This window comes from Prauserella sediminis (genome assembly GCF_014195435.1).
Lineage (GTDB): Bacteria > Actinomycetota > Actinomycetes > Mycobacteriales > Pseudonocardiaceae > Prauserella > Prauserella salsuginis.
The window spans coordinates 3,886,820-3,900,701 of the sequence record NZ_JACIBS010000001.1; the positions used below are offsets into that span (position 1 = coordinate 3,886,820).

General features: G+C 68.9%; 11 protein-coding genes. 8 read left to right on the forward strand and 3 right to left on the reverse strand.

Features of this window, described 5'->3' with window-relative positions; all coding sequences use genetic code 11:
* Positions 1-88: 88 nt before the first annotated feature.
* The 5 genes from FB384_RS17635 to FB384_RS17655 all read left to right on the forward strand — a co-directional run bounded on the left by FB384_RS17635 (position 89) and on the right by FB384_RS17655 (position 6,022).
* On the forward strand, positions 89-988 hold the full coding sequence (locus FB384_RS17635) for a 5-oxoprolinase subunit B family protein (protein WP_183784477.1): 900 nt from the start codon (positions 89-91) through the stop codon (positions 986-988).
* Positions 985-1,962 carry a 5-oxoprolinase subunit C family protein gene (locus FB384_RS17640; protein ID WP_183784479.1) on the forward strand — a complete coding sequence of 326 codons (978 nt, stop codon included), beginning with the start codon at positions 985-987 and terminating at the stop codon, positions 1,960-1,962. Before FB384_RS17635 ends, FB384_RS17640 begins: the two co-directional genes overlap by 4 nt.
* A 15-nt stretch (positions 1,963-1,977) precedes the next feature.
* Positions 1,978-2,217, forward strand: coding sequence for an acetyl-CoA carboxylase (locus FB384_RS17645; protein WP_183784481.1), 240 nt, complete (start codon positions 1,978-1,980; stop codon positions 2,215-2,217).
* Positions 2,214-3,557 carry an acetyl-CoA carboxylase biotin carboxylase subunit gene (locus FB384_RS17650; RefSeq protein WP_183784483.1) on the forward strand — a complete coding sequence of 448 codons (1,344 nt, stop codon included), beginning with the start codon at positions 2,214-2,216 and terminating at the stop codon, positions 3,555-3,557. The genes FB384_RS17645 and FB384_RS17650 overlap by 4 nt, the downstream gene beginning before the upstream one ends.
* Before the next feature lie 101 nt (positions 3,558-3,658).
* Positions 3,659-6,022 carry a xanthine dehydrogenase family protein molybdopterin-binding subunit gene (locus FB384_RS17655; RefSeq protein WP_183784484.1) on the forward strand — a complete coding sequence of 788 codons (2,364 nt, stop codon included), beginning with the start codon at positions 3,659-3,661 and terminating at the stop codon, positions 6,020-6,022.
* A gap of 206 nt (positions 6,023-6,228) precedes the next feature.
* On the opposite strand, the gene FB384_RS17660 is transcribed toward FB384_RS17655, so the two are convergent.
* Both FB384_RS17660 and FB384_RS17665 read right to left on the reverse strand, forming a co-directional pair.
* A complete protein-coding gene (locus FB384_RS17660) occupies positions 6,229-7,707 on the reverse strand; it encodes a 4-hydroxyphenylacetate 3-hydroxylase family protein (protein ID WP_228726466.1) in 1,479 nt (492 codons plus the stop codon).
* Positions 7,708-7,846: 139 nt separating this feature from the next.
* Positions 7,847-8,440, reverse strand: coding sequence for a flavin reductase family protein (locus tag FB384_RS17665; protein ID WP_183784488.1), 594 nt, complete (start codon positions 8,438-8,440; stop codon positions 7,847-7,849).
* 164 nt (positions 8,441-8,604) lie between these two features.
* Here FB384_RS17665 and FB384_RS17670 point away from each other — a divergent pair, with 164 nt between their 5' ends.
* Both FB384_RS17670 and FB384_RS17675 read left to right on the forward strand, forming a co-directional pair.
* Positions 8,605-9,534 (forward strand): AraC family transcriptional regulator, encoded by a 930-nt coding sequence (locus FB384_RS17670; RefSeq protein ID WP_183784490.1) that lies wholly within the window; start codon positions 8,605-8,607, stop codon positions 9,532-9,534.
* A gap of 1,092 nt (positions 9,535-10,626) precedes the next feature.
* Positions 10,627-11,265, forward strand: a complete 639-nt coding sequence (locus FB384_RS17675) for a trimeric intracellular cation channel family protein (protein ID WP_183784492.1) — start codon at positions 10,627-10,629, stop codon at positions 11,263-11,265.
* A gap of 19 nt (positions 11,266-11,284) precedes the next feature.
* Here the strand turns inward: FB384_RS17675 and FB384_RS17680 are convergent, their stop codons facing one another.
* Positions 11,285-12,301: a LacI family DNA-binding transcriptional regulator gene (locus FB384_RS17680; protein ID WP_323985267.1), complete on the reverse strand. Its 1,017-nt coding sequence runs from the start codon at positions 12,299-12,301 to the stop codon at positions 11,285-11,287.
* Positions 12,302-12,510: 209 nt separating this feature from the next.
* On the opposite strand from FB384_RS17680, the gene FB384_RS17685 reads away from it, so the two are divergent.
* The gene (locus FB384_RS17685; RefSeq protein WP_221212779.1) at positions 12,511-13,869 is read left to right on the forward strand and encodes an MFS transporter; all 1,359 of its coding nucleotides are present in this window, start codon (positions 12,511-12,513) and stop codon (positions 13,867-13,869) included.
* Positions 13,870-13,882: the final 13 nt, after the last annotated feature.

Sequence of the window (13,882 nt, forward strand, 5' to 3'; positions counted from 1 at the left end):
CGGAGCCGTTTTGTACAGAGTTTCACTGGCGGAGGGTGGCCACAGCGGGCACAGTGTTGTGATCGCCGACACATTGGGAGGCGTGGTGATGACCGAGAAGATCCAACTGCCACCTGCGCGTTACGAGTACGGCGGGGACGAGTTCGTGTTCGTCGAGCTGGACCAGGCGATGAGCCTGGAGGCGAACTTCGCGGGGATGGCCGTGACCAATGCGCTGCGCGAGGAGGCCATCGAAGGGGTTGTCGACATCTGCCCGTCGAATGCCTCCTACATGGTTCAGGTCGACCCCGACCGCCTCGACCCGCGTGAACTGGTCGAGGAGTTGCGCCGGCTCGAGTCCACGGTCGGGACGCTGCCCGACGACTACGTGCTCAAGACCCGGGTGGTGGACGTCCCGGTCCTGTTCAACGACCCGTGGACACACGAGACGCTCATGCGGTTCCGGGACCGGCACCAGGACCCCGAGGCCACCGACCTGGAATACGCGGCGCGCATCAACGGCTTCGACAGCGTGCAGGGCGTGATCGACGCGATGACGAGTGCGCCGTGGATCGTCACGATGCTGGGCTTCGTGCCGGGACTGCCGTTCTGCTACCAGCTGGTGCCGAGGGACCGGCAGATCCAGGTACCGAAATACGTCCGGCCCCGCACCGACACCCCGGAACGCACGTTCGGGTTCGGCGGTGCCTTCGCGGTGGTCTACCCGGTGCGTGGCGCAGGCGGCTACCAGATGTTCGGCATGGCGCCCGCTCCGGTGTTCGACCTGTCGCAGAGCCTTCCCGACTTCGCCGACGACATCAGCTTCCCCAACGCGAACGACGTGCTGCGCTACCGGGCGATCGACATGGCCGAGTTCGAGTCGACCCGTTCCGAGGTGGAGAGCGGCACGTTCCGCTACCGCATTCGTGAGGTCGAGTTCGAGCCGGCCTCGCTGCTGGCCGACCCCGACGCGGTCAATCGCGAGCTGCTGGAGGTGCTGTACCGATGAGCGAGCTGCTGGTGCGAGCCGGTGGCCTGTACACGACGGTGCAGGACACGGGCAGGTTCGGCTATTACCACATGGGGATGCCGCCCTCCGGTGCGATGGACGTCTACTCGGCGGTCGTGGCCAACATGCTGGTGGGCAACCCGGACGGTGCCGGGGTGCTGGAAGGCACCTACGTGGGCCCGACGCTGGAGTTCACCGACGACCGAGTGGTGGCCGTGACCGGTGCCGACGTGCCGGTGACGGTCAACGACGAACCCGTCGAGCCGTGGACGGCGATCCGCGTCGGACCCGGTGACGTGCTGGGGTTCGCCATGATCCGCGCGGGCTGCCGAGTGTACGTCGCCGTGAGTGGAGGCATCGACGTGCCGGTGTACCTGGGTTCGCGGTCGACGTACACGTTGACCGGGATCGGCGGGCACCAGGGCCGCAAGCTCGTCGACGACGAGACGCTGCCGCTGGGATCGGGCGACGGATCGGCCCGCCCCGGCGCAGTCGTGCCCGAGGAGCTCCGTCCCGAGCTGGCCGGCCCGGCGGAACTGCGCACGGTCATCGGGCTGTGCTCCTACCGGTTGACCGAGGACGCGCTGGCCTCGTTCCTCGGTACCGACTGGAAGGTCACCAAGGACGCCGACCGTGTGGGGTACCGGTTGCGGGGCGGCAAGCTCGACTTCACCGACCGCGAGCAGCCGTTCGGTGCGGGCAGCGACCCGGCCAACGTCGTCGACCTCGGCTACCCGGTCGGTTCGATCCAGGTACCGGGCGGTGACGAGCCGATCGTCCTGCTGAACGACGCCGTGACCGGCGGCGGCTACGCGACCATCGGGACGGTGATCTCGGTCGACCGGGACCGCATCGCGCAGACGAAGACCGGTGACGTCGTGCAGTTCACCTCGGTGGACCTGGACACGGCGTTGGCGGCCAGGCGGGACCGCCGCGAGCGGATCGAACGGGTCCGCCGCGAGATCGCACGCTAGGGAGGCAGCGACACGATGACGACGATCAAAGCTCAGATGCCGGGCGTGTTCTACCGGCGGCCCGCGCCGGAGAAGCCCGCCTACGTCGACGACGGCGAGGAGATCAGCCAGGGACAGACCATCGCCCTGATCGAGGTGATGAAGACGTTCAACGAGGTCAAGGCCGACGAATCGGGAACGGTGGCCGAGTTCCTCGTGGAGGACGGCGACGAGGTCGACGTGGGGCAGGACATCGTGCGGCTGGGTGAGGTATGAGGCGCGTCCTGGTGGCCAACCGGGGTGAGATCGCGGTCCGCATCATCCGGGCCGCGCACGCCGCCGGTCTGGAGACCGTCGCCGTCTACTCCGATGCGGATGCGCAGGGCCGGTGGGTGCAGTTGGCCGACACCGCCGTGCACATCGGCAAATCGGCCGCGGCGAAGTCGTATCTGAACTCGGCGGCCCTCGTCGAGGCGGCCGTGTCGACCGGTGCGGACGCGGTGCACCCCGGGTACGGGTTCCTGTCCGAACGTCCGGGTGCCGCCAAGGAGTTCGCCGATGCAGGTCTGACGTTCGTCGGTCCCGCGGTGTCGACGATCGAGATGATGGGCGACAAGGCTGCGGCACGGGACGCGGCCAAGCGGGCCGGGGTGCCGGTCGTGCCCGGCAGCGGCGCGGTCGGCGATGTCGACGAGGCGCTCGCGGCGGCCGAGGACGTCGGTTATCCGGTGCTCGTCAAGGCGGCAGCCGGTGGCGGAGGCCGGGGCATCCGGCCCGTGGCGTCTCGCGACGAGCTGGCCGAAGTGCTGCCCGCCGCGCAGGCCGAGGCCCGGTCGGCGTTCAGCGACGACACCGTCTACCTGGAACGGGCCATCGACGGCGCCCGCCACATCGAGGTCCAGATCCTCGCCGACCACGCGGGCAACGTGGTGCACACGTTCGAACGGGACTGTTCGGTGCAGCGGCGCCGGCAGAAGCTCATCGAGGAAGCCCCGGCCCCCGGGCTGGCGGCCGAAACGCGCGCGAGCATCAACGACGCGGCGGTGCGGCTGGCGCGCCAGGTCGGCTACGTGGGTGCGGGAACCGTCGAGTTCCTGCTGACACCGTCTGGGGAGTTCTTCTTCATCGAAATGAACACCCGCATCCAGGTGGAACATCCCATCAGCGAGGCCATCACCGGGGTCGATCTGGTGAGCGAGCAGCTGCGCATCGCGGCGGGGGAGCCGGTCTCCTTCTCCCAGGACGAGGTGCAGATCCGCGGTGCCGCGGTGGAGCTGCGCATCAACGCCGAGGATCCGGACAACCGGTTCCAGCCCACGCCGGGCGATCTGTCCAGGTTGGATCTGCCGGGAGGGCCCGGGGTTCGGGTGGACACCGGTTTCGTCGCAGGCGATCGGATCAGCCCGTTCTACGACTCGATGATCGCCAAGCTGATCTGTTCCGGTCCTGACCGGGACACCGCCCTTGCGCGCGGCCGCCAGGCGCTCGCCGAACTGCGGGTGGAGGGTGTCCCCACGACGGTGTCGATGCACCGGCGGCTCCTCGACGAGCCCGACCTCCGTGCGGGGGCGGTGCACACGAAGTGGCTGGAGGAACTGTTGCCGGACTCGACGTAGCGACACCGGCGCCGGCGTGTCCGTTGTGGACCGCCGCCGTCGTGTCGGATGCCCGGTCCCCGTCCGAACCGCCGATCGTCGCTGTAGCAGGAGGGTGAACCATGACCGAGACGCTCCGCCCCAGTGTGGGGACCGCGGTCCCCCGCAAGGAGGATCCCCAGCTGCTGGCGGGCAAGGGCAGATGGACCGGTAACATCGCGCCGTCCGGCACCGTGCACATCGCGGTGCTGCGCAGTCCGTTCGCCCGTGCCCGCATCCAGTCGATTGACGTCTCGGAGGCGGCGCAGCGCCCCGGCGTGGTCGGCGTGTTCACCGGTGCGGACCTCTCGAACGAGTGGGCGGGCATTCCCTGCGCCTGGCCCGTGACCGAGGACATCCGGATCCCCGATCACTTGCCCGTCGCCGTGGACCAGGTGCGATTCGCTGGTGAGGCGGTCGCGGTGGTCGCCGCGGCCGACGCCGCCGCGGCACAGGACGCCCTCCAGTACATCGACGTCGACTATGAGCCCGGCGACCCGGCTCTCGACGTGGAGGACAGCCTCGCGGGCGGGCCACTGGTGCACGATCGGTTCGACAGCAACGAGAGCTACACGTGGTCGCTGGCGACCGGCGACGTGGACCAGGCGTTCGCCGCGGCGGACGTCACCGTGTCGGAACGGTATCTCCAGCAACGCCTGCAGCCCACACCGATGGAAGATCGCGCCGTCGTGGTCACGCCGGAACCGACGGGGTCGGGTTTCACCCTGTACTCCTCGACGCAGATCCCGCACATCCTGCGCAGCGTCCTGGCGGGCGTGTGTTCGGTGCCCGAGCAGAACCTGCGCGTGGTCGCCCCCGACGTCGGGGGCGGATTCGGCGGCAAGCTGAACGTCTATCCCGAGGAATGCATCGGCATCGTCCTGGCCCGGCGGCTGTCCGTGCCGGTCAAGTGGGTGGCGACGCGCTCGGAGGACAGTCAGACCATGACCCACGGACGGGGACAGGTGCAGTACGTCGAACTCGCCGCGCGCGAGGACGGCACCCTGTTGGGCATGCGCGTGCGGATCCTCGCCGACATGGGTGCCTACCTGCAGCTCCTCACGCCCGGGATCCCGCTGTTGAGCGCCTTCATCTTCCCCGGCGTGTACTCCTTCGGTTCGTTCTCGATCGAGTGCAAGGGCGTGTTCACGAACAAGACGCCGACCGATTCGTACCGCGGTGCGGGCAGGACCGAGGGCATCTACGGTGTGGAACGCGCGATGGACGCGCTGGCACGCAGGCTTGGCATGGACCCGGCCGAGGTGCGCAGGCGGAACTACCACCCCGCCTTCGACAACGGCGCCACCACTCCCGCAGGACTGGAGATGGACTCCGGCAACTACGAGGTCGCGCTCGACAAGGCCCTCGAACTGGCCGGCTACGACCGGTTGCGCGCCGAACAGCGTCGCAGGCGGGAGGCCGGTGCGGCGGTCCAGCTCGGGATCGGGCTGTGCAGCTATACCGAGAACGGCGGTCTGTCCCCTTCGAAGATGACCGCGGCCCTGCGGCTCGGAGCGCCGGGGTGGGAGATGGCCAGCGTGCGCATGCTCTCCACCGGGGCGGTCCAGGTGGTGACGGGCACGTCGCCGCACGGCCAAGGGCACGAGACGACGTGGGCTCAGATCGTGGCCGACCGTCTCGGCGTACCCATGGACAGTGTCGAGGTCGTCCACGGTGACACGCAGTCGTCACCGTACGGTCTGGACACCTACGGCTCGCGCAGTGCCGCGGTCGGTGGCACCGCGGTGCACCTGGCCTGTGAGAAGGTGCTGGCCAAGGCGCGCACGCTCGCCGCCCACATGCTCGAGGCCGCTGAGCAGGACCTCGAATTCTCCGACGGCGCGTTCTCGGTCGCGGGGGTCTCCGGCAGCAGCGTGACGATCCAGGAGGTCGCCGGTGCGGCCTACCTGGCCGCGGACCTGCCGGAGGGGATGGAGCCCGGCCTGTCCGAGGAACAGTTCTTCGACCCGCCGAACTTCACCTACCCGTTCGGCACGCACGTGTGTGTCGTGGAGGTCGACACCGACACCGGCAAGGTCACCATTCCCGAGTACTTCGGCGTCGACGACTGCGGCAACGTGATCAACCCGGCCATTGTGGACGGGCAGATGCACGGCGGTATCGCGCAGGGGATCGGCCAGGCTCTCTACGAGGACGCCGTCTACGACGACGACGGGAACCTCATGAGCGCCTCGCTCGCCGACTATCTCGTCGCGGCCGCCCCCGAGCTCCCCGGGTTCACGCTCGATCACACGGTGACGCCGTCGCCGACGAACGCACTCGGCGTGAAGGGCGCGGGGGAGTCGGGTTCCATCGCCTCTACCCCCGCGGTCGTGAACGCGGTCATCGATGCGTTGCAACCGTTCGGCGTGGATCACATCGACATGCCCACCACGCCGTTCCGCGTGTGGGAGGCCATCAACCGGGGCGGACGAGTGAACTCGTGAACGCGGTGCCGGGAATACGGCGTCGGGAACGCGACGTCGTATTCCCGGCACCGGCCCCGCGGGTCGCGCCCGGGATGCGGGCCACCGGTTCGGTGACCGCGCCCCGGGCGCGGGCGGCTGCGGCGGGCACTCGTCGTGGGTGTCCGCCGCAGCCGCAGCGCGGTCGCCGGCCGGTCACGTCCGGGCCGGAGCGGTGAGCCGGCCGGTCAGAACAGGTCCGGTACCGTCCAGCCGTCGAGGTCGTACTCGTCGAGGAACTCCTCGGCGAGCCCCCGCATCTGGGCGACGCCGCCGCGGTTCTGCGCGGCGAACAGCAGCTCGGCCTTCACGTTCTCGTGGTTGCCGGAGTAGTTGCGCTCGTACAGCTCGTGCCTGCCGCCGAACTCGCTGCCGATCGAGTCCCAGAGCGCCTTCATCACCTTGACCCGGTCGACGGCGGTGATGCCGTTGGACCCGCGGACGTACTTGTCCAGGTACGGACGCACCGCGTCGCTCTTGAAGTCGGCCGCACCGGAGGGCAGGTAGATCAGTCCGGACGCCACGTCCTGTTCGATGATCTCCTTGACCCGCGGGTAGCCCTGCATCATGAACATCCGGTAGGTGAGCCCGTACTCGAGCTTCGGGATGACCGCGTCGCCGATCCACGGTTCGGGGTCGCGGGCCATCGATTCGCTCAGCGACCAGAAGAGGTTGCGCCAGCCGATGACCTCACCGACCCGGGTCTGCACGCCGCGGAATCCTCCGGAACCGGTGGCGTCGAGCGCCTTGAGCAGCAGGCCTGCGATGAAGTCGAGCTTGACCGCCAGCCGGGTGACGCCCTGGAACGTGAAGCGCGGCAGGAATCCGGACTGGGGGAAGAACGCGTTGATGCGATCGACGTCGCCGTACATGAACACGTTCTCCCACGGCACGAGCACCCGGTCGAAGACGAAGATGGTGTCGTTCTCGTCCATCCGGCTCGACAGGGGATAGTCGAACGGTGTGCCGTTCCTGGCGGCCTGTTCGGTGTACGACGGCCGGCAGATCAGCTTGATCCCGGGCGCATCCATCGGCACCGTGCAGATCAGGGCGAACTGCTTCTTCTTGATCGGCAGGCCGTAGTGGGCGATGAAGTTGTAGTTGGTGATGGCCGAGCCGGTGGCGACGACCTTGGCTCCGGAGACGATCAGTCCCGCGTCGGTCTCCTTCTCCACCTTCATGTAGACGTCGCCTACTTCGTCGGGCGGCAGGTTGCGGTCGACCGGCGGGTTGATGATCGCGTGGTTCCAGTACAGGACCTTCTCCTGGGACTCGCGGTACCAGCGTTCGGCGTTGGCCTGGAACGGTGCGTACAGCTCCTGGTTCGCGTGCAGCGTGCCGAGGAAGCTGGCCTTGTAATCGGGGGAGCGGCCCATCCACCCGTAGCTCAGCCGGGCCCAGCGCGCGATCGCGTCACGTTCCTTGAGCAGGTCCGCGGACGAGGTCGGTGTCTTGAAGAACGGCATGGTCACACCGCCGTTGCCGGTGTCGGTCGGCGCGGTCAGCTCGTCGACGTGGGGACCGGTGTGGAGCGCGTCGTAGAGCCGGGCCGTCATCCGCACCGGGTTGCGGAAGGCCGGGTGGGTGGTGACGTCGTCGATCCGCTCGCCGTGGAGGTAGATCTCCCGGCCGTCGCGGAGGCTGTTGATGTACTCGTCGCCGGTCATCGGCGCGGCGGCGAAGTTGGCGCGGGTGTTGGCCTCCGAGTCCGCGGCCGGGTTGACCGTGGGCGGATCGGTGGCGAGGGACTGCTGCGGGATCGCGGTGTCGGTCATGGTTCTCTCCTTTGAGAAGCGACGGGGCCGACTACGGGCGCCCGTGCGGTGTGGTTCCGGCGACGGTCGAGGCCGGACGGGCGGAAATCGGGGTGAAGTCACAGGCGGCGTCGAACCAGCCGGAGTGCGGGTCGTCGAACGAACCCGTCCAGACGGATTCGGATGCAGGCGCCCCGACCTCGGCGAACGTGCTGTCGGAGAACAGCAGCGGGGGACGCGCGGTGGTCTCCACGGCGGCGACCTCACCGAGGAACAGGAGGTGGTCGCCGCCGTCGTCGGTGCGTTGCGGTGTGCAGGAGAGGGTGGCGGCCGTGCCGGCCAGCACCGGTGCCGTGGGGCCGGGCGCCCACCGGATCGGGTCGGCCGACGGCCGACCAGCGAAGTTCATCGCGACGTCGACCTGGTCGGCGGCGAGCACGTTGACCGCGAACGGGGCGCCGTCGAGGTAGCTGCAGGCTCGTGATGTGCGGGTCAGGGCGACGGTGATGAGCGGCGGGTCGAGCGAGACCGGCATGAACGCCGTCACCGTCGCCCCGTGCGGTTCGCCGTCGCTCGACCGGCAGGTGATCACGGTGACGCCGGTGGCGAACCGGCCGAACGCCGTTCGCAGCGTCTTCGGATCCATGGTTCCTCCAGCGGTGGGTGGGGCGTGTCTCGCCCTCGTCTGACGGGTGCCGCTGACCGTAGGCGCGTCCGTGCGCTGCGGCGATCCGCTCAGCGCAGCCGCTGTCCGCTTCCCGAAGTGCGATGTATCGTGTCGTGGATCACGTGCATTACCGGGAGGTGTCCATGCCCACTGCTCGCGTCGCGACGTCCGCGGAGGAGCTGCCGGACTTCTCCGCGGCTGTGGCCGATGCCTACTTCCCCCACGAACTCACCGTGCTCCGCGACGGTGTCGGGCCCGCGGAGCTGCGCAAGGTCGATCTGGGGCCCGTGCGGCTGACCCGGATCGGATGGGGCGCCGAGGTGAGCGTGCGCTCGGACCATCCCGGCGGCTGGGCGGTGAACGTGCCGCGCAGTGGACTGCTCGATGCCCGGGTCAGCGGACGTTCCGTGTTGTCGCTGGAAGGGCAGGCGACCGTGTGCCCTCCCGACACGCATACGTTGATGAGCCGCTGGTCGGCCGACTGTTCCATCCTCGGAATGCGGGTCGACGCGGAGTATCTCGCCGACGAACTCGTCGCGCTCGTCGGGCTCACCGCCCAGGACATGCCCGCTCAGCTGGACCTGCGCACCGAAGCGGCGCAAGCGTGGCTGGCGCTGCTCACCTCGATCGGAGCGCAGAGCCTCCGTTCGCCGGACCTGCTGGCGCGCCGCGCGGTGCGGGAGCGGTTGGGCGCCACGCTCACGGCGGCGTTCGTCACCGCCTGTTTCCCGGCCGAACCGGAGACCGGGGACGTCTGCCCGCGGATCGTCGCGCGGGTGGTCGACGCGATGGAGGCGGATCCGGCGCGGGCGTGGGGTTCGGCCGACATCGCGCGGTGCGCCGGGGTGGGCATCCGCCGGGTGCAGCAGAGCTTCCAACGCTATCGGGGTGAAACGCCGACGGAGGCGCTGCGCCGGATCCGGCTACGACGAGTGCACGAGGACCTGCTGCACGACCGGGTGGAGACCGTTGCGGATGGGGCCACCCGGTGGGGTTTCATGCATCTGGGCCGGTTCGCGGCGGCCTACCGGCGGGAGTTCGGCGTCAGCCCGTCGGCGACGTTGCGCCGCTGAGGAGACTCGTCGAGACACGGTGTTCGCGCCGGTCCGTTCTCGGCCGCAGCCTGCCTGAGGTGGTGGGCGGGGAGATGCGGTGTCGCGGGGCGCTGGTCGGGCCGGGTGGTGTGGCCGCAACGGCTTCACGGGCCGAAAGTCGCGGTCAAGGTCGCTCCAACAGCGTTTGTGCCCGCGTACCAACAGACCGGGTCGACGTCGCGAACCGGCGTCGGGGGTCAGGTGCAGCCACCACGATCCCGCGACCCCACTCCTGACCTGCGTGGACGGTGGTGAGTCGTAGCGCGAGTGGAGCACGGGTGCACCGTGACCCGGCGGGATGTCGGGAGCGAGGGACTGGGGGCGTCGGTCCGCAGCCGGACCTTCTTGCCCACTGTCACGCGGACGGGCACCGGTGGAGTGAGCGGGTGGCTGCCAGGGTCCAGCAAACGCCGCCACTGGCGACGTGGCATGACGATGACGTAGCTGCCGAACGCCAACAGATCGCCGTCAGGGTCAGCGAGAGCACGGCCAGGACCCTGGACTCAGTGGTTGATTCGGAGTGCACCCGGCTGCTGGCAGCGATCCACACTCCGACGGTCTCGCCTTGCGCGGTGCGTGGCCACACAGCCGGTAGTCGCCGTGGTCACGCTCTCCGAGCACGTCCCAGTGGATGGGCACTCGGTATTCCGTCTTGCGGTTGCGGCCGCAGCGCCGGTGGTGTGAACCGAATCCACTGTGGCCGTCACGGCGTCGGTTCGGCCGAGTAGATATTCCGGGGCGTGTCGGTCGAGAGGGCGACGATCGTCGAATGACGGCGGCCATCAACGACACCAGTGCCACGATCAACCAGCGCCGAGCGGTGCCTGCGTAGGCCTGCCGCAATACGGCGATCTCGTCGGGACGGAGCACCCTTCCCTTTCAGCCGGAAAACACGGGTGACGGCGCTGAGAAGCCTGGTCGAGGCTCCGCTCGTGTGCCGAGATGGTCCGGTGTTCGGGTTGCGGGTCTGAGCGGGCGTGGCCGCGGCCGGTGCGGCGGCCCATGGCTTACCGTGCACGGTGAGCCGGCTGTACCGCTGGTCCGTGATCGCCAGGACGAAGGACCCCACGCATGTCGACCGCACCACCGTTGTTGTTGGCGCTGGACTTCACAGGAACGTTCGCGTTCGCGCTCAACGGCGCGTTGACGGCGGTGCGGGCGGCGCGGCTCGACATCGTCGGAGTCGTCACCCTGGGCATGATCACGGCGTTGGGCGGCGGGATCATGCGTGACGTGCTGATCGGTGCCGTGCCGCCCACCGCGTTCCAGCAGTGGCCGTACCTCGCGCTGGCAGGTGGCGGCGGGCTGGTGGCTTTCGCGCTGAGTCAGTGGCTCGACCGGCTGGAAACCCCCATCAACGTGCTGGACGCCGTCGGGTTGAGCACGTTCGCGGTGATCGGAGCGAGTACGGCGCTCGAAGCGGGCCTCGACGTCACGCCGGCGATCCTGCTGGGTGGCGTCACCGCGGTGGGCGGTGGAACCATTCGCGACACGCTGGTCCGGAGAGTGCCGTCAGTGCTGCAGAGTGATCTGTACGCCATTCCGGCATTGATCGGAGCCGCGGTCACGGTGGTGACGATCCGTGCGGGCATATATGGGGTGTGGGCGGCGTTGGCCGCGGTCGGGGTGTGCTTCGTCATCCGCATGCTGGGTGTCCACTTCGGCCTGCAGGCTCCCGTTCCACCGGCTCACCGGGACGGGAACGCCTGACCGCGGCACTGGCGGCGCGTCAGTGCGGCGAGCGCAGAGTGGAGGCTCGTAGGTGCAACACCGGTGAGATCACCACCGGTTTCTCCGGGGCCTCCGCGCCGGCGATGCGGGCCAGCATCAGTTCGACCGCCTCTTTGGCGAGGTTCTCGTGGTTGAGGTCCATGGCGGTGATCGCCGGGTCGGCGGTGCGGGAGTGCTCGCTGTCGGTGAAGGACGCGATCATGAGTTCGTCGGGAACTCGGACGCCTTGTGCCGCCGCGATCCTGGCGATGAGTGCGGCGAAATCGCTCGTGGCCACGACGATCGCGTCGGGGCGGTCGGGTGCCGCGAGCAGCGGCCCGATCAGCTGCGCGGCTTCCTCGTGGGTCAGGCCTTCGCTGAGCTCGTCGATCCGCGCCGGAACGCCGTTTGTCCGGCACCACGCCCGATAGCTTTCCCTGGTGCGGACGTTCCACGCGTTGCTCTCCGTGCCGGTGAGCAGCATGATGTCCGAGGCGTGCTGGCTTTTCAGGTGATCGAGCAGCCGGTCCACGACGGGTGGGTAGTCGAGCCGTACGGCCCACGGTAGTTCCGGTCGCTCCGGATCCTCCTCCACGGTCACGACGGGAATGTGACGGCGCAGTACCTCGGTGAGGACGCGGTCCCCGGAGTACGGGTGCGCCACGATGCAGCCGTCCATTGGCACCTTGGCGGCGCGTGGGTCGTCGATGTCCGGCACGTGGATGAGGCCTGTCTTGCGGCGCAGCGCCTCCGTGGCGACCGACCCGACCAGCCGGTTGAATGTCTCCGCGCGGTCGGAGGTTCCGACCAGTGCGAACCGCGGCCGCAGGATCAACCCGACGATGCCGGAACGACCGGTGCGCAGTGACCGGGCACTCGGGTTGGGCTCGTAGCCGAGCTCGTTGGCCGCGCGGGTGATGCGTTCCCTGGTCTCCGCGGAGATCGGCCTGCTTCCGGAGAACGCGTGGGAGACGGTGCTGATCGACACGTCGGCACGCTCGGCCACGTCGCGGATGGTGACCCGTCGCCCCGACACCCGCCCTCCTTGCCGCCGGTCTGCCATGTCTCCGGCGAAGTATCCCCCACCGGCCCGGAGGGCACGTACAGGGCGGGCCCGCGTGGCGCCGACCTGTGCGCACGGTCGGCGGTTCGACGGCGGATGTGGTCTTGACAACGGCGGGACCGGAGGCGTTCGATACGTCCATCAAAACGTTTTGACTCACAACGTTGTGTCTGGAGCGTGCGATGAACACTCACGACAGCCCTGCTGCATCCGGGGACGGTGTCGGCACCGCAGGCACTCCTGCCACCGGCCCGTCCGTCGGCGACGTCTGCGACACGATGGTCGTGAGCCGCAGGCACGTCGTCGCTGCGGCGGTCCTGTTCATCACGTTCGTCATCGAGGCGTGGGAACAGGTCGGGCTGGTCTACGTCTCCGGTGGGATCGCGGCCGATTTCGGGATCAGCAACACCGAACTGGGGTGGGCGCTGTCCGCGGTCGCCTTCGGCATGGTGCCGGGTGCATTGCTGTGGGGTGTGTTCATCGACAGGCTCGGCAGGCGTCGCGTCACGGTCTACAGCCTGCTGCTCTACGCGGCGCTGGCGCTGCTGGCCGGCATCTCGCCCGAGTTCTGGATGTTCCTGATACTGCGGCTGTTGTCCGGTGTCGCCTTCGGGGGCGTGTACGCGACCACGTTCCCGTACTTCATGGAACTGCTGCCGACGGCGTGGCGGGGCCGCGGTGCGGTGGCGTTGTCCATCGGGTTCCCCGTCGGAACGCTGTTGTGCATCCTCGTCAGCCAGGCGCTCGGGCCGATCAGCTGGCGCGTGGTCGCGATCGTGGCCGCACTGGCCGGGCTGTGGGCCTTTGCGGTGATCCGGTGGGTACCGGAGTCGCCGTACTGGCTGGCCAAACAGAACCGGCACCGCGAGGCCGCCCGGGTGCTACGCGGATTCGGCGCGGCAGTCCCGGAAGACACGCTCTTCCGGGTTGACGAGCAGGGCGCCGGCGGTGTGGTCCGCGGCCTGTTCGCGCCGGCGATCCGGCGGCGGTTCGCCCTGTTGGTGCTCGTGGCGTTCACGTTCAGCTGGGGCTATTGGGGACTGCAGACCTGGCTGCCGGTGCTGCTCGAGGACCGCGGTATGAGCGTGTCCGGCGCCCTGTGGTTCGTCGCGGTGAGCCAACTCGTCTCGGTGCCGGGCTACCTGCTTGCGGCGTGGCTGACCGGTCGGTACGGCCGCAAGAAGGTCTTCGTGGGCTTCGTGTGCGGCGCCGTGGTCGGCGGCGTGCTGTTCGGGTTGGCCACCGGTCCGGGCCAGATGTACACCGGAAACCTGATTCTCGCGTTCTTCTCGCTCGGCGCATGGGGAATCTGGAACACCTGGTCCGGCGAGATCCTGCCGACGAGTCTGCGGGGCCGCGGCTACTCGTTCACCACCTCGGCCATCCTGCTGGCGCACTCCGTCTCCGTCCCGGTCATCGGCGCGATGATGGACAACGGTGTCACCGCCGGCGTGACCATCGCATCGATCATGGCGTTCCTGATCGTCGCGCTGTTGGCCGTGTTCCCACTTCCGGAAACCGAAGGGCGAGCGCTCGACTGAGCGCACTTCAGCT

Excerpts from the sequence above, each read along its gene's own strand:
- FB384_RS17635 (WP_183784477.1), top strand. The coding sequence starts at position 89 with ATGACCGAGAAGATCCAACTGCCACCTGCGCGTTACGAGTACGGCGGG.
- FB384_RS17640 (WP_183784479.1), top strand. The coding sequence starts at position 985 with ATGAGCGAGCTGCTGGTGCGAGCCGGTGGCCTGTACACGACGGTGCAG.
- FB384_RS17645 (WP_183784481.1), top strand. The coding sequence starts at position 1,978 with ATGACGACGATCAAAGCTCAGATGCCGGGCGTGTTCTACCGGCGGCCC.
- FB384_RS17650 (WP_183784483.1), top strand. The coding sequence starts at position 2,214 with ATGAGGCGCGTCCTGGTGGCCAACCGGGGTGAGATCGCGGTCCGCATC.
- FB384_RS17655 (WP_183784484.1), top strand. The coding sequence starts at position 3,659 with ATGACCGAGACGCTCCGCCCCAGTGTGGGGACCGCGGTCCCCCGCAAG.
- FB384_RS17660 (WP_228726466.1), bottom strand. The coding sequence starts at position 7,707 with ATGACCGGCGACGAGTACATCAACAGCCTCCGCGACGGCCGGGAGATC.
- FB384_RS17665 (WP_183784488.1), bottom strand. The coding sequence starts at position 8,440 with ATGGATCCGAAGACGCTGCGAACGGCGTTCGGCCGGTTCGCCACCGGC.
- FB384_RS17670 (WP_183784490.1), top strand. The coding sequence starts at position 8,605 with ATGCCCACTGCTCGCGTCGCGACGTCCGCGGAGGAGCTGCCGGACTTC.
- FB384_RS17675 (WP_183784492.1), top strand. The coding sequence starts at position 10,627 with ATGTCGACCGCACCACCGTTGTTGTTGGCGCTGGACTTCACAGGAACG.
- FB384_RS17685 (WP_221212779.1), top strand. The coding sequence starts at position 12,511 with ATGAACACTCACGACAGCCCTGCTGCATCCGGGGACGGTGTCGGCACC.